This window comes from Plantibacter sp. RU18 (assembly GCF_050613355.1).
GTDB lineage: Bacteria > Actinomycetota > Actinomycetes > Actinomycetales > Microbacteriaceae > Plantibacter.
In genome coordinates this window covers 1,246,462-1,270,010 of sequence record NZ_CP159618.1, presented here as the reverse complement: position 1 = coordinate 1,270,010, position 23,549 = coordinate 1,246,462, and the positions used below count along the sequence as shown (strand labels likewise).

At 67.6% G+C, this 23,549-nt stretch carries 21 protein-coding genes; 14 read left to right on the top strand and 7 right to left on the bottom strand.

All coding sequences use genetic code 11. The features are described 5' to 3' along the window. Window positions 1-129 precede the first annotated feature (129 nt). Together ABMA10_RS06215 and ABMA10_RS06210 are read right to left on the bottom strand one after the other, a co-directional pair. The gene (locus ABMA10_RS06215; RefSeq protein ID WP_347867022.1) at window positions 130-897 is read right to left on the bottom strand and encodes a hypothetical protein; all 768 of its coding nucleotides are present in this window, start codon (window positions 895-897) and stop codon (window positions 130-132) included. Beyond that, a complete protein-coding gene (locus ABMA10_RS06210) occupies window positions 894-1,538 on the bottom strand; it encodes a SatD family protein (protein ID WP_347867023.1) in 645 nt (214 codons plus the stop codon). The genes ABMA10_RS06215 and ABMA10_RS06210 overlap by 4 nt, the downstream gene beginning before the upstream one ends. A gap of 290 nt (window positions 1,539-1,828) precedes the next feature. On the opposite strand from ABMA10_RS06210, the gene ABMA10_RS06205 reads away from it, so the two are divergent. The 11 genes from ABMA10_RS06205 to ABMA10_RS06155 all read left to right on the top strand — a co-directional run bounded on the left by ABMA10_RS06205 (window position 1,829) and on the right by ABMA10_RS06155 (window position 13,266). Continuing rightward, window positions 1,829-3,406 carry an MFS transporter gene (locus ABMA10_RS06205; protein ID WP_431031301.1) on the top strand — a complete coding sequence of 526 codons (1,578 nt, stop codon included), beginning with the start codon at window positions 1,829-1,831 and terminating at the stop codon, window positions 3,404-3,406. Between the two features lie 135 nt (window positions 3,407-3,541). Next, on the top strand, window positions 3,542-4,966 hold the full coding sequence (locus ABMA10_RS06200) for a sensor histidine kinase (RefSeq protein WP_347867025.1): 1,425 nt from the start codon (window positions 3,542-3,544) through the stop codon (window positions 4,964-4,966). Next, window positions 4,963-5,667 (top strand): response regulator transcription factor, encoded by a 705-nt coding sequence (locus tag ABMA10_RS06195; RefSeq protein ID WP_347867026.1) that lies wholly within the window; start codon window positions 4,963-4,965, stop codon window positions 5,665-5,667. The genes ABMA10_RS06200 and ABMA10_RS06195 overlap by 4 nt, the downstream gene beginning before the upstream one ends. 63 nt (window positions 5,668-5,730) lie before the next feature. Then, window positions 5,731-6,735, top strand: a complete 1,005-nt coding sequence (locus ABMA10_RS06190; RefSeq protein ID WP_347867027.1) for an aldo/keto reductase family protein — start codon at window positions 5,731-5,733, stop codon at window positions 6,733-6,735. 362 nt (window positions 6,736-7,097) lie between these two features. Beyond that, window positions 7,098-7,982, top strand: a complete 885-nt coding sequence (locus tag ABMA10_RS06185) for an ABC transporter ATP-binding protein (RefSeq protein WP_347867028.1) — start codon at window positions 7,098-7,100, stop codon at window positions 7,980-7,982. Continuing rightward, window positions 7,979-9,130: an ABC transporter permease gene (locus tag ABMA10_RS06180; protein ID WP_347867029.1), complete on the top strand. Its 1,152-nt coding sequence runs from the start codon at window positions 7,979-7,981 to the stop codon at window positions 9,128-9,130. The genes ABMA10_RS06185 and ABMA10_RS06180 overlap by 4 nt, the downstream gene beginning before the upstream one ends. After that, window positions 9,127-9,537, top strand: a complete 411-nt coding sequence (locus ABMA10_RS06175) for a hypothetical protein (protein ID WP_347867030.1) — start codon at window positions 9,127-9,129, stop codon at window positions 9,535-9,537. The genes ABMA10_RS06180 and ABMA10_RS06175 overlap by 4 nt, the downstream gene beginning before the upstream one ends. Window positions 9,538-9,679: 142 nt before the next feature. Next, window positions 9,680-10,789: a threonine aldolase family protein gene (locus tag ABMA10_RS06170; RefSeq protein ID WP_347867031.1), complete on the top strand. Its 1,110-nt coding sequence runs from the start codon at window positions 9,680-9,682 to the stop codon at window positions 10,787-10,789. Window positions 10,790-10,885: 96 nt separating this feature from the next. Continuing rightward, window positions 10,886-12,331, top strand: coding sequence for a threonine synthase (gene thrC, locus ABMA10_RS06165; RefSeq protein WP_347867032.1), 1,446 nt, complete (start codon window positions 10,886-10,888; stop codon window positions 12,329-12,331). 108 nt (window positions 12,332-12,439) lie between these two features. Then, the gene (locus ABMA10_RS06160) at window positions 12,440-12,592 is read left to right on the top strand and encodes a hypothetical protein (protein WP_347867033.1); all 153 of its coding nucleotides are present in this window, start codon (window positions 12,440-12,442) and stop codon (window positions 12,590-12,592) included. A gap of 353 nt (window positions 12,593-12,945) precedes the next feature. Then, complete coding sequence (locus ABMA10_RS06155) at window positions 12,946-13,266, top strand: hypothetical protein (protein WP_347867034.1); 321 nt, start codon at window positions 12,946-12,948, stop codon at window positions 13,264-13,266. Between the two features lie 718 nt (window positions 13,267-13,984). Here ABMA10_RS06155 and ABMA10_RS06150 read toward each other — a convergent pair. After that, window positions 13,985-14,926 (bottom strand): NADP-dependent oxidoreductase, encoded by a 942-nt coding sequence (locus ABMA10_RS06150; protein ID WP_347867035.1) that lies wholly within the window; start codon window positions 14,924-14,926, stop codon window positions 13,985-13,987. Between the two features lie 171 nt (window positions 14,927-15,097). On the opposite strand from ABMA10_RS06150, the gene acs reads away from it, so the two are divergent. Further along, entirely contained in the window at window positions 15,098-17,179 is a 2,082-nt protein-coding gene (acs, locus tag ABMA10_RS06145; protein WP_347867036.1) for an acetate--CoA ligase, read from the top strand. Window positions 17,180-17,254: 75 nt separating this feature from the next. Then, window positions 17,255-17,833 (top strand): nitroreductase family protein, encoded by a 579-nt coding sequence (locus ABMA10_RS06140; protein ID WP_347867037.1) that lies wholly within the window; start codon window positions 17,255-17,257, stop codon window positions 17,831-17,833. Window positions 17,834-17,948: 115 nt separating this feature from the next. Here the strand turns inward: ABMA10_RS06140 and ABMA10_RS06135 are convergent, their stop codons facing one another. The 4 genes from ABMA10_RS06135 to ABMA10_RS06120 form a co-directional block, all read right to left on the bottom strand. Next, on the bottom strand, window positions 17,949-18,605 hold the full coding sequence (locus ABMA10_RS06135; protein ID WP_347867038.1) for a DUF1345 domain-containing protein: 657 nt from the start codon (window positions 18,603-18,605) through the stop codon (window positions 17,949-17,951). 74 nt (window positions 18,606-18,679) lie between these two features. Beyond that, a complete protein-coding gene (locus ABMA10_RS06130; RefSeq protein WP_347867039.1) occupies window positions 18,680-19,099 on the bottom strand; it encodes a hypothetical protein in 420 nt (139 codons plus the stop codon). An 80-nt stretch (window positions 19,100-19,179) separates the two neighbouring features. Continuing rightward, complete coding sequence (locus ABMA10_RS06125; RefSeq protein WP_347867040.1) at window positions 19,180-20,202, bottom strand: D-2-hydroxyacid dehydrogenase; 1,023 nt, start codon at window positions 20,200-20,202, stop codon at window positions 19,180-19,182. Between the two features lie 76 nt (window positions 20,203-20,278). Further along, window positions 20,279-22,426 carry an ATP-dependent Clp protease ATP-binding subunit gene (locus ABMA10_RS06120; protein ID WP_347867050.1) on the bottom strand — a complete coding sequence of 716 codons (2,148 nt, stop codon included), beginning with the start codon at window positions 22,424-22,426 and terminating at the stop codon, window positions 20,279-20,281. A gap of 172 nt (window positions 22,427-22,598) precedes the next feature. Between ABMA10_RS06120 and ABMA10_RS06115 the strand changes: the two genes are divergently transcribed. Beyond that, window positions 22,599-23,549 (top strand): siderophore-interacting protein, encoded by a 951-nt coding sequence (locus tag ABMA10_RS06115; RefSeq protein WP_347867041.1) that lies wholly within the window; start codon window positions 22,599-22,601, stop codon window positions 23,547-23,549.

The following is a 23,549-nucleotide window of genomic DNA, read 5'->3' as shown; positions in this document are numbered from 1 at the left end:
TGACCCCCGTCTGCCGCGGAGCTCCGGTCCGCCACTCCCCTCATCATCCCGTGGCCTCGCGAGATGCGATAGCCCGTCCGTCCGCGCTGAGGCTGCCGAACCGAGGTCTCATCACCGCATCAGGAGTCGTCACCCCGTGGCCAGCACGGCGAGGCTGACGGCGCCTGCGACGAGGACCCAGCTCGCGAGGCTCCCGACGATGAAGAACTCGGCTTTCGATCCGCCGACCGTGTCGCGTGATATCTCGGGAAACCGTATGATCCCCTTCGCAGCGACCACGGCGCCGATCGCGGTGAACTGTCCTGCGAGCGCAAGCGACAGGATGAGGATGCGCTCGAGCGGGCCGATGAGGCGTCCTCCGGGCAACGGGAGCTCGAGCAGATCCTCGGGACTCTGGAACAACATCGTCCGTCCGGGCGTCTCGTCCGGCGCCTCGGCTTGCGCCGTGATCGGAGCAAGCGCGAGCCTGACGACGACGTTCGCCGACTCGATGAGGAAGACGGCAGCTGCGCCCACGATGGCGACGGTCTCGAGTGGGATCGACGTCAGGCCGGCGTAGGGCAACGTCGCGTACCAGTCAGACAAGGGCCCCGCGGGCTTGGGGACCGCCGCTCCGACCGCGAGGAGCACAACGATCGCCAGACCGAGCAGACCGACGATCGCCACCGAGGCACGTCGGCTGCTGCCGGGTCGGGTCGTGAACAACCAGAAGGGCACGAAGATCACCACGACCGCCCACGCTCCGAGACCCCCGAGCAAGCCGAAGAGCGCGCCGAGGACGATGCCGAGCACACCGGCGAGCAACCGTGCTGATCGCCAGCGGAGCGTTACGCCGACGGCGAGCCGGACGATGTCGGAGACCCCGATGGTGAACAGGAGGGCAGCGACAGCCGTCATCCGAGCGATTCCCTCATGAGCTTCTCCCCTTCGACGACGGCGAGCACTCCTTGCGCTCGTACCGTCTGCGACACGGCTGATTCCGTCACGTCCTCGAGCTGGGCCAGGCGCTTCTGTGACTGCCCCAGCAGCTTGCCGAGCAGCAGCCTACGACCACGATCCGACATGGCGCCCACGAGATGGTCGCGCCCGAGCAGGTACGCGTTGACGAGACCCTGGTGCGGCGCGTCCAAGGCTTCGTCTGCCGCGACGAACCACGTGCGCACTTCGCTGAGCTTGGCATACTCATGGGCACGAGCGCGTTCGATCGCCGCGCGGGCCGCCCACCATCCTGACCCGTCCTGCAAGGCTCCGGTCGGTCCGGTGCCGATGTCCCGGACTTCGCCGAACCCCAGTCCGAAACGGCACTCGATGCCCGCAGGGAGCTCGAGTCGCACCAGCAGCGTCGCCAGGAGCGCTGGCCCGAGCCGATCGAAGACGGCCTGGAACTCGTCGCCGACCGTAGCGGTGAACGGCTGTCTCGGAGAGACGATGCGTCCCGCGCGGTCGAGCGTCTGTTCGACCATGCGCTGCAGAGCGATCCGATCCGCGTGCTCTTTCGAACGCGAGATGTCGACGATCATCGCGATTGACTGGTCCATAAAATGAAGCATATGGCTTCATTGTCATAAAATGAAGCCTCTGGCTACATTCATCGTTTCTGAAGCCGTCAGCTTCATGACGAGTGTTGCAACGCGAGTCGTCGACCAGCGACGATGAAGACGGAGGCGGCGCGACGCGGAACGCTGCCAAACCCGGATCTCACTCGCCTAGCGCCCGCGTGCACAACTCCTCCAGAATGAGCGCACGCCGTGGCGCCCGCCCGGGAGGACGCCCCAGCGCCGACAGACCGGCGAGGATTGCAGGAGTTGTGGACGCACCGACGCTCTCGATGAAACCGAAGCACGCGGCAGCGACACTGACCGCGCTGGTACTCGCAGCCGGCGTCGCGAACATCAACCTCTCCGTGGCGAACGTCGCACTGCCGACCATCGGACTCGCGTTCGACGCCTCGCAGGACGCGCTGAACCTCGTCGCCGTCGCCTACACGCTCGGGCTCGCGGGCACCGTCCTCTACCTCGGCGCGCTCGGCGACCGCTTCGGACGGAAGCGGATGCTGCTCATCGGCGTCGCCGTCTCGATCCCGGCTGCGCTCCTCGCCGCCTTCGCCCCGAGTCTGCCGGCCCTCGTCCTCGCTCGACTCATCGGTGGGATCGCGGCCGGTGCCGCCTACCCGACCACGCTGTCACTGATCACCGCGCTGTGGTCGGGGAAGGCACGGACCCAGGCCATTGCGATCTGGTCCGGCGCGGGTGCCGCACTGTCGGTGATGGGGCCGCTGAGCGCCGGTTGGATCCTCGAATGGGCGACGTGGGGCACCGCGTTCCTCGTCGCCATCCCGCTCGCGCTCGTCAGCGTCGTGCTCGTCATCGCGGTCGTCCCGTCCGGGGTGCACGAGTCGACGCAACCCGTGGACCACCTCGGGGGTGTGCTCTCGGTCGTCGCCGTGTCGAGTCTCGCGTTCGCGGTCCATACGCTCGCCTCGCCTGATCAGGCCGGGAAGGCGCTCGCCTTCATCGCGGTGGCGCTCGTCGCCGGCGGGGTGTTCGCCTGGCGACAGCTGCACGTCGCAGAGCCGCTCTTCGACCTCCGCATCGCCCGGCGTCGCGTCTTCTGGGTCGCCGCGATCTCCGGCATGATCGTGTTCGGCTCACTCACCGGGGCGATCTACGTCGGCCAACTGTTCCTGCAGAACGTGCTCGGGTACTCACCATTCGAGGCGGGACTCTCGATCCTGCCCGCGGCGATCCTGCTGCTCCTGTGCGCTCCGCTCTCGGGCGTCCTCGTGGAACGCTACGGCTCCCGGCTCGTATTCCTCCTCGGTTTCGGTGTCGCCCTCGCCGGCTTCGCGATGATGCTGCTGACGTGGAACATCCACACGGGTGTCGTTCCGGTCGGCGTCGCGTACGGCCTCATCGGGATCGGGGCCGGCCTCGCGGGTCTGCCCTCGTCGCGGGCACTGACCGGTTCGGTTCCGGTGCGGCGCGCTGGCATGGCGTCGAGCACCTCCGACCTCCAGCGCGACCTCGGCGCGGCGGTGCTCCAATCGCTCCTCGGAGCGGTGCTCACCATCGGGTACACCGCATCGTTCGGCAAGCAGGTCGCCGCGGCCAACGCCTCCCAAGGTGCCGGAGCGACGATCGGCCCGGACGTCGCGAGCCAGTTGCAGAAGTCGTTCTCCGGGGCGGAGCAGATCGCGAAACAGTACCCCGACTACCACGACCAGGTGATCTCCGCTGCCCGCGACTCCTTCCTCGCGGGCGCACAGGCGGCCTACCTCATCGGGATCATCGCCATGGCGGTCGGAGCGACGATCATCGCGATCTGGTTCCCCGGCCGCGCGCGGGAGAACGAGCTGCTCGCCGAGTACGCACGCGCCGACGCCGAGCCGGCCGTCCCGCGGCCATGACCATGAATCCGGCCACCGCAGCCCGGACCGCATCGACACGACGACGGACCGAGCCACGCGCACACGTCGTGTGCCGCTCCCAGCTCCGTCGCACGACGGATGTCACACTCCGGGCACCGCGCTAGCGTGGACGCCATGAGCTCCTCCACCGCCGATCAGCGCCCGGAGACGGCCGTCGACCCGCTCGACCCCTACGACGCGACGTGGCGACGCCCCGACGCGACGGCGACGGAACTGCGGTCGGACATCGTCCTCGCCGTCGCGTTGTTCGTCGGCACCCTGCTGAGTCTCACGCTCTATTCGATCGCGGGCTTCTACCCTGATCCGGCACCGATGTGGGCGTCCGTGCTGTGGGCCGTCGGCATCACCCTCCCACTCGCCGTCCGGCGCCGCTACCCGTCGACCGTCGCGATCATCGTCGCCGCGATGTTCATCATCGGCGGCACGGTCCTCGTGCCGGAGGTGCTCTTCACGAACATCGCCCTGTTCCTCGCGATCTACACGGTCGGCGCCTGGCTCCCAGACCGACGCCGCGCCATGCTCGTCCGAACACTCATCATCGTGGCCATGTTCGTCTGGCTGCTCATCTCGATGTTCATCCAGGCGACCGACCCCGATGCGCTGCCGTCACTGTCCCGCGTCGGCCTGTTCTCGCCGCTGGTCGCGTTCATCCTCATCCAGATCCTGACGAACATCCTGTACTTCGGCGCCGCGTACTTCTTCGGCGAGCGCGTGTACCAGTCGGCACGGGAGCGGGCGGCGCTCGAGCAGCGCACCGGAGAGCTCGAGGAGGAGCGCGCCCGGACCGCTCGACAGGCGGTCGCGCTGGAGCGGGTACGTATCGCTCGCGAACTACACGACGTCGTGGCACATCATGTGTCGGTCATGGGGGTGCAGGCAGGGGCAGCGCGCACGGTACTCGACGCGAATCCGGCTGCAGCCCGAGACGCCCTCACGAACGTCGAGCTCGGCGCCCGGAGCGCGATCGACGAACTGCACAAGATGCTCGGAACGCTGCGCGCGCACGGGGAGCCTGCCGACGCGTCCAATCCCTCGACGGTCGGGGTGGCGCAGCTCGGCCGTCTCGCCGACGAGTCGACGTCGAACGGCCTGCCGACGCGCTTCGAACGAGTGGGAACGCCCGTCGCGATCCCCGCGGTGGTCTCCTTCAACCTCTACCGGATCGGGCAGGAGGCGTTGACGAACGCTCGGAAGTACGGCGGCACCGCGGCGACAGCCGAGCTGCGGCTCCGCTACCTCGATGACGCCGTCGAGCTCGAGGTGACGAACACGGGCACCGTCCCCTCGGTCGCCAGACGGGGCGGACTCGGGCTCATCGGTATGCGAGAGCGCGTCGCCTCCTCCGGTGGCGTGCTCGAGGTCGGCCCCCGGGCGCGTGGCGGCTACCTCGTCCGTGCGTCCATCCCGTTCAGCGCGCCTGGCGATCAGGCGATGGAACCGGTCGCAGACGCCCCCGCCGACACGCCGCCGACGGCCGAGCCGGTCGAGGTCCCGACATCCGTCCCAGCTCGCCCCACCATCGCGAAGGACCCAGCATGACCGAACAGCCGACCCGCATCCTCCTCGTCGACGACCAGGAGCTGCTGCGCGCGGGCTTCCGGATCATCCTGGGCTCGCAACCCGGATTCGAGATCGTCGGGGAAGCCGCAGACGGCGCAGAAGCGGTCCAGCTGGCCGCGACCCTCGCACCCGACGTCATCTGCATGGACGTCCAGATGCCCGGGATGGACGGTCTCGAGGCCACCCGCCGTATCGTCGCCGACCCGCAGCTGCAGGCTGCAGTGTTGATCCTCACGACGTTCGACCGCGACGACTACCTCGCCGAGGCGCTCCGAGCGGGCGCGAGCGGTTTCCTCCTGAAGAACTCCTCCCCCGAAGAACTCGTCGCAGCGGTGCGAGTGGTCGCCGGCGGCGAGGCACTCCTGTCCCCTGCGGTGACCCGCCGCGTGATCGAAGGGTTCGCGATGCAGTCGGCGTCGACTCAGCTGCCGACCGCGGTCCCTGATCCGCGGGCGTCCTCGCCGGGGAGCGATTACGAGCAGTTGACCGAGCGCGAGCGCGAGGTGCTGCAGCTCGTCGCCCAGGGACTGTCCAACCAGGAGATCGCCACTGAGCTCTTCGTCGGCGAAGCGACCGTCAAGTCGCACGTGTCGAAGGTCCTGCAGAAGCTTGTGCTCCGCGACCGCATCCAGGCGGTCATCTACACCTATGAACACGGGCTCGCCGCACCCAGGGGCTGAATGTTCCCTGCGCGTCGCCCGACAGCGGCCAGTGCGTCGGACGCGAGGAGTAGCGTGACGAGCATGGAATTTCGATACCTCGGTAACAGCGGACTCAAGATCTCAGAGATCATCTTCGGCAACTGGTTGACCCACGCGTCACAGGTGGAGAACGACGTCGCGACGGCGAGCGTACGTGCCGCCCTCGACGCCGGCATCACCACCTTCGACACGGCGGACGCCTACGCCAACACGGCGGCGGAGCAGGTGCTCGGCGACGCACTGCGGGGCGAGCGTCGCGCCGGCCTCGAGATCTTCACGAAGGTGTACTGGCCCACCGAGGCCAAGGGTCACAACGACGTCGGCCTCTCGCGGAAGCACATCATGGAGTCGATCGACGGCTCACTCACGCGGCTCGGCACCGACTACGTCGACCTCTACCAGGCGCACCGCTACGACAGCGAGACACCGCTCGAGGAGACGATGCAGGCGTTCGCCGACATCGTGCGCGCGGGCAAGGCGCTCTACATCGGTGTGAGCGAGTGGAACGCAGAGCAGCTGCGGGCAGGACATGCACTCTCGAAGGAGCTCGGCTTCCAGCTCATCTCGAACCAGCCGCAGTACTCGGCACTGTGGCGCGTCATCGAGGCGGAGGTCGTCCCTGCCTCGCGTGAGCTCGGCATCTCGCAGATCGTCTGGTCGCCGGTGGCGCAGGGCGTGCTGAGTGGCAAGTACCTCCCCGGCGCGGCACTTCCCGAGAACAGCCGCGCGACCGATGAGAAGGGCGGCGCCGACACCATCAAGCGCTTCCTCGACGACGAGGTCCTGACCGCCGTCCAGCAGCTGAAGCCCATCGCGGAGGGGCTCGACCTCACGATGGCGCAGCTCGCGCTCGCCTGGGTGCTGCACAACGACAATGTCGCCGGCGCGATCGTCGGGGCATCGCGCCCCGAGCAGGTCACGGCGAACGCCGCGGCTGCCGGGGTGAAGCTCGACGATCTCGTGGTGGAGCAGATCAACGCGGCAGTCGGCCCGGTCGCCGTGACGGACCCGTCGAAGACGGTCTCGCCCGAGTCCCGCCCAGCCTGACCAGCCCCGCCCGCGCCGCCTCTCCCGTTCCCGTTTTCACCACAACCCTTTTCCCCACTCCCCCAACTCAGGAAGGCCTCGGCGTGTCACCTCTGCTCGCCGAGCACGCTGGCCGACACGCCGCCCACTTCCTGAGTTAGGGGAAAGGGATTCTCATGGGAGGGATTCTCGTGGGAGCGGGCCGGGCTGTGGCTGACGACGCCCGGTATCCCCCATCCGATGGAGAGGGGACGCCGGGCGTCGTCGTGTCAACCCATCCTGCGGGGGATGCCGGCGGGCAGCGCCCCGCCGTAGCGTGATCGTCACACCGGCAACAGTCCGGTTCCGGCCGCGGCCGGACAGACGCTCACAGGAGGCGGCCGATGCTCGAACTCAGCCACATCGACAAGTCGTACGGCGATCGGAAGGTGCTCGACGACGTCAGCTTCCAGGTCGCTCCCGGCCGCATGACCGGCTTCGTCGGCGGTAACGGCGCCGGCAAGACGACGACGATGCGCATCCTGCTCGGCGTCCTCGCTGCGAACACCGGCACCGTCACCCTCGACGGCACCCCGCTCACCCCGGAGGACCGTCGCCGATTCGGCTACATGCCCGAGGAACGCGGCCTCTACCCGAAGATGCGTGTGGAGGAGCAGCTCGTCTACCTCGCCCGTCTCCACGGTTTCACGACCCACGCCGCGAAGCACAACGCGGGTGAACTCCTCGAGCGCCTCGGCCTGGGCGAGCGCCGCAACGACGCGCTCGAGAGCCTGTCGCTCGGCAACCAGCAGCGGGCGCAGATCGCCGCCGCCCTCGTGCACGACCCCGACGTCCTCGTCCTCGACGAGCCGTTCTCCGGCCTCGACCCGATGGCCGTGGACGTCGTCGTCGGTGTGCTCAGCGAATTCGCCGCCAGTGGCGCACCCGTCCTCTTCTCCAGCCACCAGCTCGACATCGTCGAACGCCTCTGCGACGACCTCGTCATCATCGCCGCGGGCACGATCCGCGCGTCCGGTTCCCGCGACGCGCTCCGCGAAGCACACGCCGGCAATCGCTACGAACTCCTCACGAGCGCCGACACCGGGTGGTTGCGCGAACGCGCCGGGATCTCGGTCGTCGACTTCGACGGCGGCTACGCCCTCTTCGACGCCGACGACGCAGCAGCGGCGCAGGCCGTCCTGCGCGAGGCGCTCACCCACGGCGATGTCGCCAGTTTCTCCCCTCTTCGCCCGACCCTCGCCCAGATCTTCAAGGAGGTCATCCAGTGAGCACCACAACGCAGACCCCGACCCAGCCCGCAGGCCGCCGTCGCAGCGGCCCCGCGTCACCGAGCCTCGTCCAGAGCATCGGCCTCGTCGCCGAGCGCGAGGTCAAGATGCGACTGCGCAGCAAGACCTTCCTCATCTCGACGGGGATCCTGCTGCTCGTGATCCTCGCCGGCATCGTCGTCGGCGGCTTCCTCGCGAAGAACACCGCGTCGGAGACGACGAAGATCGCCGTCGTCGGCAGCGCCGGTTCCTCACTCATCGAGGGCAAGGCGTTCGACATCACCGAGGTGGCGAACATCGCAGCCGCCGAGGAGCTCGTGAAGTCGGGCGAGGTGGAGGCGGCGATCGCCCCGGCCACCGATGACAACCCGACCGGCGTCCAGGTGCTCTTCGACACCGAGGCGTCCAACACACTGATCATGCAGCTCAGCGCGCAACCACAGGTGACGGTGCTCACCCCCGGGGACAGCGGTTCGGCCGGTTTCCTGCTGTACATCGTGTCGCTCGGCTTCGGACTCGTGTTCTTCGTCTCCGCAACCACCTTCGGAGCGTCGATCGCTCAGAGCGTGGTCGAGGAGAAGCAGACGCGTGTCGTCGAGATCCTGATGTCCGCGATCCCCGTGAAGGCGCTGTTGGCCGGCAAGGTGCTCGGCAACAGCATCCTGGCGTTCGCGCAGATCCTCGCGATAGCGGCGCTCTCGGTGATCGGACTGACGGTCACCGGCCAGACCGACTTGCTCGCGGGCCTCGGCACGCCGGTCGTCTGGTTCGTGATCTTCTTCGTCCTGGGCTTCATCCTGCTGGCTGCGCTGTTCGCCGCTGCCGGATCATTGGTCTCACGTCAAGAGGACATCGGGTCGACCACAACCCCTATTACGATGCTCATCATGATCCCGTACTTCGCCGTCATCTTCTTCAATGACAATCCGTTGGTCATGACGATCATGTCCTACGTGCCGTTCTCGGCCGCCGTGGGCATGCCCGTCCGCCTGTTCGTCGGCTCGGCACAGTGGTGGGAGCCGATCCTGTCGCTCCTCGTCCTCGCCGCCACCGCAGCGTTCGTCATCTGGATCGGATCCCGCATCTATGAGAACTCGCTGCTCAAGATGGGCGGACGGGTCAAGATCTCGGAAGCGCTCAAGGCATGACCGGGCTCGGCGGGCTCGACGAGGTCTTCAACCCGGGCGCCTTCGAAGCGAAGCAGTTCCTCGACGCGGAGCAGCAGCTCCCGGCCCCGGCTCCGCTCGCGGGTGACCCGGTCGGCGACATCTACGGTGACGAACCGATCGTGCTCGACCTGGTGGACGTGGACGAAGAGGACCAGGACGCACCGCTGCCGGCCGAGGTCGCAGGGCCGGCCGACGTCGACGACGATCAGGCAGTCGTCGCGTCCTCGATCGCCGTCCATGCGCTCGCCTACGAGCACGCGCTCGCGCAAGAGACACCGGCGGTGGAACCGGAACCGGGCGCGCACGCCGACGTCGAAGCAGCCGTCGACGCCGTCCCCGACGAGGTCGTGCCGTCCACCGACGGACCACGTCACGCCGCCGACTGACGAAGCCGTGTGACCCAACTCAGGAAGGTGCCCGGCGTGTCGTCCTCAGCCTCGGGGCTCGGGGTCGACACGCCGCTTCCGTCCTGAGTTGGGTCAGCCGCCGCAGGAAGTCGGACCGTGACGCACAGAAGCTGCGTGCGGCATGCGCGAGGATGGATCAGTGACCGATTCCCTGCATGACACCAACGTCCGCGGCTTTGCTTCCGACAACTACTCGGGGGTGCACCCCGAGATCCTCGACGCCATCGCGGCCGCGAACGGTGGCCACCAGATCGCGTACGGCGAAGACGACTACACCCGTCGCCTGCACGAGGTCTTCGCCGAGCACTTCGGGCGCGACGTCGCCGTGTTCCCGGTCTTCAACGGGACCGGTGCGAACGTCGTCGGCCTGCAGTCGATGCTGCCGCGCTGGGGCGCCGTCATCTCCGCGTCGACCGCGCACATCAACTCGGACGAAGGCGGGGCTCCCGAGCGCGTCGGTGGCATCAAACTCCTGACCGTCGACGCACCGGACGGCAAGCTGACGCCGGAGCTCATCGACCGCGAGGCGTGGGGATGGGGCGACGAGCACCGCGCGCAGCCGCTCGTCGTGTCGATCACGCAGACCACCGAGCTCGGCACGCTCTACACGCCGGACGAGATCCGGGCGATCGCTGACCACGCGCACGGTCACGGCATGAAGCTGCACCTGGACGGCGCCCGAATCGCCAATGCCGCGGCAGCGCTCGGCGCACCGCTCCGCGCGTTCACGACCGACTCCGGCGTCGATGTCCTGTCCTTCGGCGGGACGAAGAACGGGCTCATGTTCGGGGAGGCGATCGTCGTGCTCGAGCCCTCGGCCTCGGAGGGCCTCATCTACCTCCGGAAGCTCAACATGCAGCTCGCGTCGAAGATGCGCTTCGGTGCGGCGCAGCTCATCGCGCTGCTCGAGCCGGGAGCAGACGGCGGCGACGGCCTGTGGTTGCGTTCGGCATCACACGCCAATGCGATGGCCGCCCGCCTCCGTACCTCGCTCGAAACGCTCATCGCGGCCGGTGAGGCGCCGGGCCTCGGGTTCAGCCAGCCGACGGAGGCCAACGCCGTCTTCGCGACGCTGCCCGCAGGCGTCGCGGACCGCCTGCGCGAGCGCTTCCGGTTCTACGACTGGGACGCGGCGAAGGGTGAGGTCCGCTGGATGTGCTCGTTCGACACGACCGAGGCCGACATCGACGCCTTCGTCGACGCGATCCGCGAGGAACTCGCCCACGCGTAGCGCTCGCCCACGCGTCGTGGCACGCCCGCGCGAGGGGACCGTCGATGTGGCAAGGTTGGAGGCTGGGCCTCCAACCGGATGAGAGAGACAGCAGCCATGCACTATCAGTCGACGCGGGGCCACGACCTGCCCCAGCACTTCTCGGACATCCTCCTCGGCGGGCTCGCACCCGACGGCGGGCTCTACCTGCCGACCGAGTACCCGCAGTTGACCGCCGACGAGCTCGAATCGTGGCGTGGACTGTCCTACGCCGACCTCGCTTTCGCTGTGCTCTCGAAGTTCGCCGACGACATCCCCGCGGAAGACCTCCAGGACATCACCCGCCGCACCTACACGGCCGAGGTCTACTCGAACGGTCGCCCCGGCGACGATGCCGCGCTCATCACGCCCATCCGCACCCTCGGCGACGAGGGCGGCGCGCCACTGCAACTGCTCGAGCTGTCCAACGGCCCGACGCTCGCCTTCAAGGACATGGCGATGCAACTGCTCGGCAACCTGTTCGAGTACACGCTGGCGAAGAGCGGGCAGGAGCTCAACATCCTCGGAGCGACGTCCGGTGACACCGGCAGCGCTGCCGAGTACGCGATGCGCGGCAAGGAGGGCATCCGCGTGCTCATGCTCAGCCCGCACGGCCGCATGAGCGATTTCCAGCGCGCACAGATGTTCAGCCTGCAGGACGACAACATCGTGAACCTCGCCGTCGAGGGCAACTTCGACGACTGCCAGGACATCGTCAAGGCCGTCTCGAAGGATGCCGCCTTCAAGGCACTGCACTCGATCGGCACCGTCAACTCGATCAACTGGGCACGCGTCGTCGCGCAGGTCGTGTACTACGTGAACGGCTGGTTGCTCGCCACAGACGGGCCGGGCCAGAAGGTGTCCTTCTCGGTGCCGTCCGGCAACTTCGGCAACGTCTGCGCCGGTCACATCGCGCGCTCGATGGGGCTGCCGATCGACCAGCTGATCGTGGCGACGAATGAGAACGACGTCCTCGACGAGTTCTTCCGCACGGGCGTGTACCGTCCGCGCTCCGCCGCTGAGACCCACCACACCTCGAGCCCCAGCATGGACATCTCGAAGGCGTCCAACTTCGAACGCTTCCTGTACGACCTCGTCGATCAGGACGCCTCACGCCTCGGCGAGCTGTTCCGTGCCCTCGACGAGGACGGCGGCTTCGACCTCTCCGGCACCCCCGAGTTCGCGCGCATCAGCGAGTTCGGCTTCGTCTCCGGGCGCAGCACACACGCCGACCGAGTGGCCACCATCCGCGACGTCTCCGAGCGCTACGGCATCACCATCGATCCGCATACGGCCGACGGTGTCGGTGTCGCACGCCGCCACCTGCGCGAGGGTGTGCCGATGATCGTCCTCGAGACGGCGCTGCCGGCGAAGTTCGCCGAGATCGTCCGCGAAGCGCTCGGCGCCGAACCGGAGCGCCCTGCAGCGTTCGAGGGCATCGAGGGGCTTCCGCAGCGCTTCGAGATCGTCCCCGCCGACGTCGACCGCATCAAGGCCGTCATCGTGGAGCACGCCGGCCGCTGAGCGAGACGGCGACCGTCTGATCCGCGGCCCACTCTCCGAGCTGCACCCGGTCCCTGAGCCTGCGGAAGGGCCGTTGCCTCTGCTCGGTGATGCCCATCCGCTGCTGACATGAGCCTTCCGATCGGTGGCGACGACTCTGTGGGTGACGTCGGCCTCGACGACCAGCGCAACGCCGAGGATGACCGCGAGGCGCTCTACGACGAGGACGAGATCGCCGACCTCGAAGCAGTCGAGGACAATTTTGGCGAAGGCCCCGAGTAGCTGATCTGCTCCTCGAGTCTCACCCGGGTCCCTGAGCCTGTCGCTCAGGTGGCACTTCGCGGTGTCGAGCGCGCTCTCGGTGAGGTACATGTATACGCGGTCGACCTCAACGAGGACCCTCCCGTCGATGGTGTCAGACAGGCCGGTGAGCGCGCCAACCACGTCGCTCTGGCCAAGACTCGATTCAACGAAGAGCCCTTGGTTTGCGGTATTTGCGTGGCGGGCTTGGGGTGACGCGCCGACGATGTGGGCACAAAAGAGGACATACGGCAGTACTTGATGTTGTTTATCTTCAAATACCAGATATTCGCGTCTGTCCCGTGGTGCATCCACGCGCACGAAGGAGTTTCCACATGAGTCCACACCGTTTTTCGTCGATCAGACTGGCGAGCATCGGAGCAGCCGCGTTTCTTGCCGCGAGTTTGCTGGCGCCGAGCGCCGCCAGCGCCACTACGGCAACGGCATTGGACTTCCTATTGCCAAGCGGCATCGTCTTTCACGCGGCGATTTTCTTCCTCATGGGCATCGCGAGCTTCTCCATCGCAATGTTCGGCGCACTTCTCCTCCTGCTGCTCCCAGTAAACGCAGGCTGGGATGTTCTTTCGAAAAGGTGGTACATGCCGACACATCGAAAAAGCAACACGAAGATTCGGATGAATCATGCCGTTTCGTGAGCACAGCATCGGGCCAACCTGGATGGCAGTCAGCGGTGTTGCATGCCTGATCTTCATCACCATCATCGCGGCAATTTCACTCCCGGAACTCATCCAGCTAGATGATCCCAAGCGCTGGCCGCTCTTGACGCTGCTCGGTGTCGTCACTTTGGCCGTTGCCGGGACAGGACTGCTGCTGATCCTTCGTCGCACAACAGTTACAGTGGGGGCAGACTACGTCACGGCCTATCTGGACCCACTCCGCGTCATGCGGATACCCATCCGAGATGTCTCTGCGTTGGAAGTCATTCACGTCACCCCTCTTCAGGCTGGTGGCCTCGGCTGGCGAACGACTCCATCGGCGCAGTACCTTCTGCTCTCGGCAGGACCAGCGGTCAAGATCACACGATCATCTGGACGGCCTCGAATACTCCGAAGCGACCGAGCGCAGGACCTCGCTGCAGCCATCGACAACGCCAGTCGGCGTTTGCGTCCGGGCTCATCCTGCCCCGACACAGCCAAGGAGCAGCCAGTTGAACCGACGGCCAGCGCCACGAGAGCCCGGGCAGCCAGCCGCACCCACGGGATCGCGGAGATATGTCGAAGTACACTGCGCTCGTCAAAGCCACGAGACGGTGACAGGCTCATCCGAGCACATGTCCGCTGGGCTGATGAATGGGTAGCGAAAGGGTTCGTCGAGTCTCTGAGCCGCGCGTCTCCTGAGACTGTCGCAGATCCGCTACGGGACGAGGATCAACTTCCCGCTCGGGTGCCCGGATTCGCTCTCACGGTGGGCCTCGGCGGCCTCCGAGAGCGGGCGGACGGTGCCGAGTTCGAAGCTGAAGCCGTTGTGCTCCGCGAGTTCGGCGACCGCGGGGATCGCCTCGGCGCGCCACGCCTGCTCCTGTTCGGTGAGGGGCAGCGGGTTCCCACCGGACCACGCCTGGATGCCGAGGTCCGCTGCCTTCGCGCCGACGACGATGGTGCCGATGTGCTGTCGGTCCTCGACGAGCGCGAACGACGCCTCGAGGGCTTCGTCGGTGCCGACGGCGTCGAGCACCCGATCGATCCCCTGGGGAGCGGCTTCGCGGACGCGCTCGACGAGACCAGGCCCATACGCGACGGGGATCGCACCCAGCTCGCGGAGCCTGGCGTGGTTCCGCTCGCTCGCGGTCGCGATCACGGTCGCGCCCCAGGCCGTTGCGAACTGCACAGCGGCGTGCCCGACAGCGCCGGAGCCACCGTGGATGAGCAACGTGGTGCCGTCCTCGACGCCGAGCGAACGCAGCGCCTGATAGGCGGTCGAGACGGGGATGCCGATCGCCGCGGCCTCCTCGAAGGAGATGTTCGCGGGCTTGGGAACGATCTGCTTCGGCGTCACGACGAGATGCGTCGCGTAGGCGCCGTTCGCGTTGACGATCACGACCTCGTCGCCCACCGACCACCCGTCGACGCTGTAGCCGACCTCCACGACCACCCCGCCGCCGTCGCTGCCGACGCGTCGCGGCTCCGTGAGGTGACCGCCGCGGATGCCTCGGCGGAGCTTCCAGTCGATGGGGTTCACCCCGGCCGCTCGAACCTCCACGACGAGCTCTCCTTCGCTGGCGTGCGGCGTCGGTACCTCCACGAGTTCGAGTACCTCCGGTCCACCAAGCTCCTGATACTGGACGACGGTCGCCATGTCGTTCCCTTCTCGCGGCGCTGCACCGCTTGTCGAGTGTTCGCCGGGTAGAACACGCCGACTCATCGAGGCTAACCGCGACCGTCCTCCACAGCTTCCCGATCCATCGACGATGACGCCCGATGACCCGTCGGATGGCGAGCGCGCGACGCCACGTCGTACCGTGGACGTATGCCTCCCACTGATGGACCGACGACCGCAGCGCCCACCGCGACCATCTCCAACCTGCTCGCCGAGACGCGCAGTTTCGCGCCGCCAGCCGACATCGCGAGCACCGCGAACGTCGGCCCTGAGGAGTGGGCACGCGCTGCCGCCGACCCCGTCGCCTTCTGGGAGGAGCAGGCACGCCGGCTCGACTGGGTCACCCCGTGGGAGTCCGCGCACACCTGGGAGCCCGCACGCCCGGTCGAGGGCTCGGACCCGGCCGACCCGAACCCCGAACTCACCATTCCAGCGGCCACCTGGTTCGCGGGTGGCACGCTCAACGTCGCAGCGAACTGCGTCGACCGCCACGTCGACGCCGGGCGCGGCGACAAGATCGCCCTGCATTTCGAAGGCGAACCAGGCGACCGCCGCTCGATCAGCTACGCCGAGCTGCAACGCGAGGTCGCGAAGGCCGCCAACGCACTCACCGCCCTCGGCATCGGGCAGGGCGACCGCGTCGTCATCTACCTGCCGGTCATCCCGGAGACGGTCATCGCCACGCTCGCGGTCGCGCGCATCGGCGCCATCCACTCGCTCGTCTTCGGCGGGTTCTCCGCGGAGGCGCTGCGGTTCCGGGTCGAGGACACCGAGGCGAAACTCCTCATCACCACCGACGGCCAGTACCGCAGGGGCACTGCGGTACCGGTCAAGCAGAACGCGGACGCAGCCGTCGAGGGCGTGCCGTCCATCGAGCACGTGCTGGTCGTGTCGCGCACCGGCGAGCAGACACCGAACGTGCCGTGGACGACCGGTCGCGACCTCTGGTGGCACGACACCGTCGACACCGCCGCCGACACGCACGAGGCCGAGGCGTTCGACGCCGAGACGCCGTTGTTCATCATCTACACCAGCGGCACGACCGGCAAGCCGAAGGGCCTCGTGCACACCGCCGGCGGGTATCTCACGCAGGCGTCGTGGACGCACTGGGCGATCTTCGACGCGAAGGAAGACGACGTGCACTGGTGCACGGCCGACCTCGCCTGGGTCACCGCTCACACCTACGAGATCTATGGTCCGCTCTCCAACGGACTCACGCAGGTCATCTACGAGGGCACGCCGAACACCCCGCACCAGGCCCGCCACTTCGAGATCATCCAGCGCTACGGCGTCACGACGTACTACACGGCGCCCACGCTCATCCGCACGCTCATGACCTGGTTCCCCGAGGGTCCGCCCGCCGAGTACAACCTGTCGAGCATCCGGTTGCTGGGTACCGTCGGCGAGGCGATCAATCCTGAGGCGTGGATGTGGTTCCGTGAGCGGATCGGCCGCGGCGAGGCCCCGGTCATCGACACCTGGTGGCAGTCGGAGACGGGTTCGGCGGTCATCGCCCCACTGCCCGGCGCGACGACGATCAAGCCGGGTTCGGGCAGCCGCGCACTGCCCGGCCTCGAGGCGCTCGTCGTCGACGAGGCGGGCGAGACGGTGCCGTTCGGTTCAGGCGGATACCTCGTGGTCAGCCGGTTCGGCCCGTCCCTCGCGCGCACCGTCTGGGGCAACCCCGAACGGTACAGAGACTCCTACTGGGCGAAGTACTGGAAGCAGGGGTACTTCTTCTCCGGCGACGGCGCGAAGTGGGACGAGGACGGCGACATCTGGGTGCTCGGCCGCGTCGACGACGTCATCAACGTCTCTGGCCACCGGCTGTCGACCATCGAGATCGAGTCGGCACTCGTGTCGCACCCGCATGTGGGTGAGGCAGGCGTCGTGGGCGTCGACGACCCCCTCACAGGCAGCGCCATCGCGGCGTTCGTGATCCCCTCATCCCGCTCGCACGGTCCGGAGGCCGACGGTGAGGCCTACTGGCTCGAGCGTTCATCGTCCCTCCGTGAGGCGCTGCGGGCCCACGTCGCGAACGAGATCGGTCCCATCGCGAAACCGCGCGACGTCTTCGTCGTCCCGGACCTCCCGAAGACGCGTTCCGGCAAGATCATGCGGCGGCTCCTCGGCGACATCGTCGACCGCCGTCCGCTCGGCGACACCACCTCGTTGCAGGACGAAGCGGCTCCGCATCGCATCGCGGACATCGTCGCGGCCTCCCGGGAATAGCGCCGTAACCTATTCAGTTGCATCGAAGGTCAATGGCGACGGTCCCTTCATTCCTTTTTCGACGCTCGGAGAATCATGTCCATCGCTACCCGTTCCGCCCAGACCGGCGCCCCCATCCTCGACGTGCTGGCCGACCGCTGGAGCCCTCGCGCCTACTCGAGCGAGCCGGTGAGCGCCGCGAAGATGGCCTCTGCCCTCGAGGCTGCACGCTGGTCGCCGAGCGCGAACAACGTCCAGCCGTGGCGCTTCATCGTCGGCACCAAGGGCACCGCGACGTTCGACACGATCGCCGAGCAGCTTGTCGGGTTCAACCAGGGCTGGGCTGCCAAGGCTGGCGCGCTGATCGTCGCCGTTGCCGAGACCGTCGACGCCGAAGGCAACGACCGCCCGTGGGCCACCTACGACCTCGGTCAGGCCGTCGCCCACCTGAGCATCCAGGCCCACAGCGATGGACTCTTCGCGCACCAGATGGCCGGCTTCTCCGTCGACGGTGTGCGTGCCGCCTTCAACCTGCCCGCCGGCCTGGTGCCCGTCACGGTCACCGCTCTCGGTGAGCTCGGTGACGCCGAGACCCTTCCCGACATGCTGCGCGAGCGCGAGGTCGCACCGCGTACCCGTCTCCCGCTCGCCGACCTCCTCATCGTCAGCGAGTAGTCACCAACGCCATCCACGACTGCGCAGTCCGTTCCGCCGGGCTGCGCAGTCGTCGTTGCAGCGGGTCCAGCTCCGCGGTCCAGCTCCCCGAGCGTGACGAGTGGTGCACAGCGAGTCAGAGGCCGGCGACGAGGTTGATGACGGTGGCGAGGATGACGGAGCCGAACAGGTACGACAAGAGGGTGTGCTTCAGCACCGTCCGGCGGAACCCGCTCGTCCGCAGCGTGGTGTCCGACACCTGATAGGTCATGCCGAGGTCGAACGCCAGATACGCGAAGTCGCTGTACTGCGGCGCCTCCTCCTGATTGAAGTCGATACCGCCCTCGGGCGTCCCGAAGTACATCCGCGCATATCGCAGGGTGTAGATCGTGTGGATGAGTCCCCACGACAGCGCGACGCTCACCACTGAGAACGCCGCGATGAGACCCTGCTCCAAGCTCGTCGTCGCAGTGCGTGCCTGCAGGATCACCACGCTCAGGGCGACGAGGCTGCCGACACTCGCGAAGACGATGAGCACTTCACTCGTGGCGCGGCCTGGCTCTTCGGAGGTCGCGTGCTCGCGCGTCCGATCCGGGTCCATCCGCCAGATCCTGAGCCACATCGTGACGATGAAGACGAGGCATGCTGCACCCCACCCGGCCAGGATCGCCCCAGCCCAGAACCAGGTCGCGCCGGCGATCCCTCCGACGACCAGGCCGACGATCGCAGAGAGCGCCAGCCGCAGCTTCGCGCCATGACGGAATCCGATCGACGCTGGCGTTGGAGTACTCACGAGCTGATCGTCGCACCGCCGCCGCGCGTGCTCGCGCAGGCTCGCGGCACAGGGCCGGCTGGACGCAGGGCCGGCTAGTCGTGCTCGACGAAGAGCTCCTCCAGTTCAGCGAGCACCCCGACCGCCAGGCGTTCGAACTGGAGGCCGGTGAGGAGGATCGTCTCACCTGGAGCGAGCCCGGTGCACGAGCCCTCGGGCGCGTATGCCACGCCCGCGCGCACGGTGAGGACACCGTCGTGTTCGAGCAGCGAATCGACGATCAGCTCGAGCTCGTTGAGCGGCCCAGGAGCCGCGCCGATGATCGAGCGCGCACGGTGCACGAATGGCCGGTCGAGGACGAGGACCAGACCGTTGAAGAACACCGGATCGAAGGTCGCGAGCGTGATCGCATCGACTCCTGCGTCATCCAGCGTGGTGCGACCGGCGATCAGCGCGGCGATCCTCTGCTCGGCCTGATCGATGTCACGCTGCTCGTAAGTCCTGCGCCCGCTCATGGCGCCCTCCTCGGATCGGGTTCTGCAACGCTACTCCACGATGTCATGCGTCTGTCGTCTGCCTCGCACGACGTGCGAGGTCAGTAGCCGCGCCCGGCGTCGTAGACGTTCCGAAGCGGTTCGCCGGCATGGAAGCGTCGGAGGTTGTCGACGAACAATTCCGTCAACGTGGCATTCTCGGTGTCGACCGTCGAGGCCGAGTGCGGCGAGAGTAGGACGTTGTCGAGCGACCAGAGCGGGGAGTCCTGGGCCGGCGGTTCCTCGGTGACGACGTCGAGGGCGGCGCCCGCCAGTCGACCGCTCGTGAGTTCGTCGATCAGCGCTGTCTCGTCGACGACCCCGCCTCTCGCGATGTTGACGAGGATCGCACCGTCAGGCAGCGCAGCGAGCTGAGGTCTGCCGATGAGTCCGGCGGTCTCCGATGTGAGCGCGCAGCAGAGGACCAGGACGTCCGTCGTCGGGAGGACGTCACCGAGGTGGTCGGTCGAGGTCACCTCGATGCCTGGCGCGAGGTCGTAGTCGCGGCCTGCCCTCCCGACCGCTGTCACCGCGCAGCCCATCGCGGCGAACACCCGGACGACGTTTCGCCCCATGCCACCGACGCCGATGACGGCCACACGGCGGCCGGACAGCTGGCCAGTGGTGTGCCGCTCCCAGCGGGTGGTGTGTCGGTCGCGCTGGAGCCGAGGGACGTCCTTCACGAAATGGAGAGCACCCGCCAATGCGAACTCGGCGAGTGGAACGGCGTGCACACCTGCGGCCGTCGTGATCTGGATGCCGCTCTGGTCGAGGCCGGTCCGCTGGACGAAGGCGCCGATGCCAGCGCTCGTGGCTTGGATCCAGCGCAGCCGTGGTGCACGGTGTGGGAGGGCGGCCGGATCCTGCCAGTCGAAGTCGAACGCGACATCGGCGCGGGCGAGGAGCGCCTGCCATCGGGCGTCTTCCGTCGAGCTCAGCTCGCGCGGCTGGCCGTGGTGGTCGCTCGCATACCTCGGCTGCGGCAGCAGTTCCGGCTCGTACAGCACCTCGACCCCGGGTTCGGCCGCGATCGTCGCCACGTGTTCCGCCTCCAGCCAACTCCCGATCAGCACCCTCATCGTCATCTCCCCAGTCTGCCAGCGCGGTGGGCGGGAAAGGTCGGACAGACGGACAGACGGCGGAGGAGGGCGACGGCGGCGGCTAGGCCTGGACGGTCAAGCCACCGCCGTCGTCAGCGAGTCCGACGTGGACGGTGTCGCCATCGCGGATCGAGCCGTCGAGGATCGCGCGTGCCAGGCGGTCGTCGATCTCTCGCTGCATGAGCCGGCGGAGCGGACGCGCGCCGTACAGCGGGTCGTAGCCGCGCTCGGCGAGCCAGGTCCTGGCATCGGGCGTGACCGCGAGGTGCAGACGGCGCTCACCGAGTCGACGCTGCAGACGATCGATGTTGAGTTCGACGATCTGGCCGAGCTCCTCCTCGCTGAGCGCCTGGAACACGACGATGTCGTCGAGGCGGTTGATGAACTCCGGCTTGAAGGCCTGCCGGACGAGCTGCTGCACGGCCTCCTCCTTCTGCTCGGAGGTGAGCGACGGGTCCACCAGGTACTGCGAACCGAGGTTCGAGGTCAGCACCAGGATGACGTTCCGGAAGTCGACCGTCCTGCCTTGGCCATCCGTCAGGCGACCGTCGTCGAGCACCTGCAGCAGGACGTCGAAGACCTCCGGGTGCGCCTTCTCGACCTCGTCGAGCAGCACCACCGAGTACGGGCGCCGCCGGACCGCCTCGGTGAGCTGACCACCCTGCTCGTAGCCGACATACCCGGGCGGGGCACCGACGAGCCGGGAGACGGAGTGCTTCTCCCCGTACTCGGACATGTCGATGCGGACCATGGCCTTCTCGTCGTCGAAGAGGAACTCGGCGAGCGCCTTCGCGAGCTCCGTCTTCCCGACGCCCGTGGGCCCGAGGAACATGAACGAACCGGTCGGTCGGTCGGGGTCGGAGATGCCGGCGCGCGTGCGGCGGACCGCGTCGGAGACGGCCGCGACCGCACGGTGCTGCCCGATGAGGCGACGTGACAGCTCCTGCTCGAGGTGCAGCAGCTTCTCCGTCTCCCCCTGCAGCAGCCGACCGACGGGGATGCCCGTCCAAGCGGCGATGACGGCGGCGATGTCCTCGGATGTGACCTGGTCGTTCACCATCCGCTCCTCGCCGTCGGCCGCCTGCTCTGCGGACTCGGCGATCGCGAGCTCACGTTCGAGCTGCGGGATGTCGGCGTAGAGCAGCTTCGAGGCCTGCTCCAACTTGCCTTCCCGCTGTGCGCGTTCGGCTTTGCTGCGGGCTGCGTCGATCTGCTTCTTGAGGTCGCCGACGCGGTTGAGGCTTGCGCGCTCCCGTTCCCATCGCTCCTGCAGCACCGCGAGGGAAGCCTTGCGCTGCGCGAGGTCTTCGCGGAGTTTGGCGAGGCGCTCCTTGGACGCCTCGTCCTTCTCCTTCTTGAGCGCGAGCTCCTCGAGCTTCAGGCGGTCGACGCTGCGCCGGAGTTCGTCGATCTCGACGGGTGCCGAGTCGATCTCCATGCGGAGTCTGCTCGCGGCCTCGTCGATCAGGTCGATCGCCTTGTCCGGCAGTTGTCGGGAGGTGATGTACCGGTTGGACAGCGATGCCGCCGCGACGAGGGCGTTGTCGGCGATGGAGACCTTGTGGTGGGCCTCGTAACGCTCCTTGAGGCCGCGGAGGATCGCGATGGTGTCCTCCACGCTCGGCTCACCGACGAACACCTGCTGGAAGCGGCGCTCCATCGCAGCATCCTTCTCGATGAACTCGCGGTACTCGTCGAGCGTGGTCGCTCCGATGAGTCGCAGCTCACCGCGGGCGAGCATCGGCTTCAGCATGTTGGCTGCGGCGACGGATCCCTCGCCACCACCGGCACCCATCAGAACGTGGAGTTCATCGATGAAGGTGATGATCTGGCCGTCGGACTCGTCGATCTCCTTCAGCACGGCCTTCAGTCGCTCTTCGAACTGGCCGCGATACATGGCTCCTGCCACGAGTGCGGAGAGATCGAGCGAGACGAGCTGCTTCCCCTTGAGGCTCTCTGCGACGTCGCCGGCGACGATGCGCTGAGCGAGGCCTTCGACCACCGCGGTCTTCCCGACGCCGGGCTCGCCGATGAGCACCGGGTTGTTCTTGGTACGCCTGGTGAGCACCTGGCTCACGCGTCGGATCTCGGCGTCGCGACCGATCACCGGGTCGAGCTTGCCCGAAGCGGCGATCTCGGTCAGGTTGACGCCGTACTGCTCCAACGCACTGCGCTGGTCTTCCTGCTGCGGCTGCTGGCCTGCTGACATCTGCACGGTCCCCCTGATCTAAAGTTGAGTCTATATGGCTCAAGTTTACCACCGGTGGAGCGCCCCGACAAGGTCGATGCGCACACCCGTGCCGAAGGTTGCGGCCCGTGGACCCTGTGGAGGAGATTCCCACGTGACCCGCCATGCCATCGAAGGGTAGGCTTACCTACCGATGCCTCGCCTCAGTGAACAATCCCCCGACTCGATCTTCATCCTCGTCTCCGCCGTCGTCGCGCGGATCGAACAGGTGAGCCCGAGCTATCGGCGTTTCACCTTCACCGGTCCCGAGGTGCAGCACATCGCCGACAACCGCTACGACCAACGCGTCAAGTTGCTCTTCCCCCTGCCGGACACTGGTTTCGACGGCCTGCCCATGCACGACGGCTGGTACCAGGCATGGCGACTGCTGCCCACCGAGGAGCGCCACGCGATGCGCACCTACACGATCCGCGAGGTCCGACCAGAGGTCGCCGAGTTCGACATCGACATCGCCCTGCACGGCCGCGTCGGCCCGGCGTCGAGCTGGGCGATGGACGCCGTGGTCGGTGACGAACTCGTCGTCAACGTCCCGAATGCTCGAGCAGAGGTGACGGCTGGCGGCGTCGACTGGCACGCGCCGGAGAGCGTCGACCAGGTGCTCCTCGCCGGCGACGAGACGGCGCTGCCAGGGATCGCCGGCATCCTCGAGCGCCTCCCCAGCACCGCGCGCGGCATCGCCGTCGTCGAGCTGCCGCATCCCGAGGACATCGCCGCACTGTCGACGAAGCCGGACGGAGTCGAGCTGATCGTCCTCCCGCGAGGTGACCAGCCGGTGGGGTCCCTCCTCATCCCCGAGGTCGAGCGCATCGCCAGCCGCCTGGCGCCCACCGTCGACACCGCCACCATCGCGACCCTGCCTGCACTCGAAGACGTCGACGTCGACAGCGAGCTGCTCTGGGAGGTTCCCGTCGACGAACACGGCGGCCCCGTCCTCGCAAGCGCCCCGCTCTATGCGTGGCTCGCCGGCGAGGCATCCGCCATCAAGACCCTCCGCCGTCACCTCGTCTCCGGCTGCGGCGTCGACCGCAAGTCGGTCGCGTTCATGGGCTACTGGCGGCACGGCAAGGCTGAGGACAACAGCTGA

What these genes read in the sequence shown, in the direction of transcription:
- ABMA10_RS06210 (WP_347867023.1), bottom strand. Translation starts at nt 1,538, where the DNA reads ATGGACCAGTCAATCGCGATGATCGTCGACATCTCGCGTTCGAAAGAG.
- ABMA10_RS06200 (WP_347867025.1), top strand. Translation starts at nt 3,542, where the DNA reads ATGAGCTCCTCCACCGCCGATCAGCGCCCGGAGACGGCCGTCGACCCG.
- ABMA10_RS06205 (WP_431031301.1), top strand. Translation starts at nt 1,829, where the DNA reads ATGAAACCGAAGCACGCGGCAGCGACACTGACCGCGCTGGTACTCGCA.
- ABMA10_RS06150 (WP_347867035.1), bottom strand. Translation starts at nt 14,926, where the DNA reads ATGGCGACCGTCGTCCAGTATCAGGAGCTTGGTGGACCGGAGGTACTC.
- thrC (WP_347867032.1), top strand. Translation starts at nt 10,886, where the DNA reads ATGCACTATCAGTCGACGCGGGGCCACGACCTGCCCCAGCACTTCTCG.
- ABMA10_RS06160 (WP_347867033.1), top strand. Translation starts at nt 12,440, where the DNA reads ATGAGCCTTCCGATCGGTGGCGACGACTCTGTGGGTGACGTCGGCCTC.
- ABMA10_RS06215 (WP_347867022.1), bottom strand. Translation starts at nt 897, where the DNA reads ATGACGGCTGTCGCTGCCCTCCTGTTCACCATCGGGGTCTCCGACATC.
- ABMA10_RS06115 (WP_347867041.1), top strand. Translation starts at nt 22,599, where the DNA reads ATGCCTCGCCTCAGTGAACAATCCCCCGACTCGATCTTCATCCTCGTC.
- ABMA10_RS06170 (WP_347867031.1), top strand. Translation starts at nt 9,680, where the DNA reads ATGCGCGAGGATGGATCAGTGACCGATTCCCTGCATGACACCAACGTC.
- ABMA10_RS06120 (WP_347867050.1), bottom strand. Translation starts at nt 22,426, where the DNA reads ATGTCAGCAGGCCAGCAGCCGCAGCAGGAAGACCAGCGCAGTGCGTTG.
- ABMA10_RS06185 (WP_347867028.1), top strand. Translation starts at nt 7,098, where the DNA reads ATGCTCGAACTCAGCCACATCGACAAGTCGTACGGCGATCGGAAGGTG.
- ABMA10_RS06190 (WP_347867027.1), top strand. Translation starts at nt 5,731, where the DNA reads ATGGAATTTCGATACCTCGGTAACAGCGGACTCAAGATCTCAGAGATC.
- ABMA10_RS06155 (WP_347867034.1), top strand. Translation starts at nt 12,946, where the DNA reads ATGAGTCCACACCGTTTTTCGTCGATCAGACTGGCGAGCATCGGAGCA.
- ABMA10_RS06175 (WP_347867030.1), top strand. Translation starts at nt 9,127, where the DNA reads ATGACCGGGCTCGGCGGGCTCGACGAGGTCTTCAACCCGGGCGCCTTC.
- ABMA10_RS06140 (WP_347867037.1), top strand. Translation starts at nt 17,255, where the DNA reads ATGTCCATCGCTACCCGTTCCGCCCAGACCGGCGCCCCCATCCTCGAC.
- ABMA10_RS06125 (WP_347867040.1), bottom strand. Translation starts at nt 20,202, where the DNA reads ATGACGATGAGGGTGCTGATCGGGAGTTGGCTGGAGGCGGAACACGTG.
- ABMA10_RS06195 (WP_347867026.1), top strand. Translation starts at nt 4,963, where the DNA reads ATGACCGAACAGCCGACCCGCATCCTCCTCGTCGACGACCAGGAGCTG.
- acs (WP_347867036.1), top strand. Translation starts at nt 15,098, where the DNA reads ATGCCTCCCACTGATGGACCGACGACCGCAGCGCCCACCGCGACCATC.
- ABMA10_RS06130 (WP_347867039.1), bottom strand. Translation starts at nt 19,099, where the DNA reads ATGAGCGGGCGCAGGACTTACGAGCAGCGTGACATCGATCAGGCCGAG.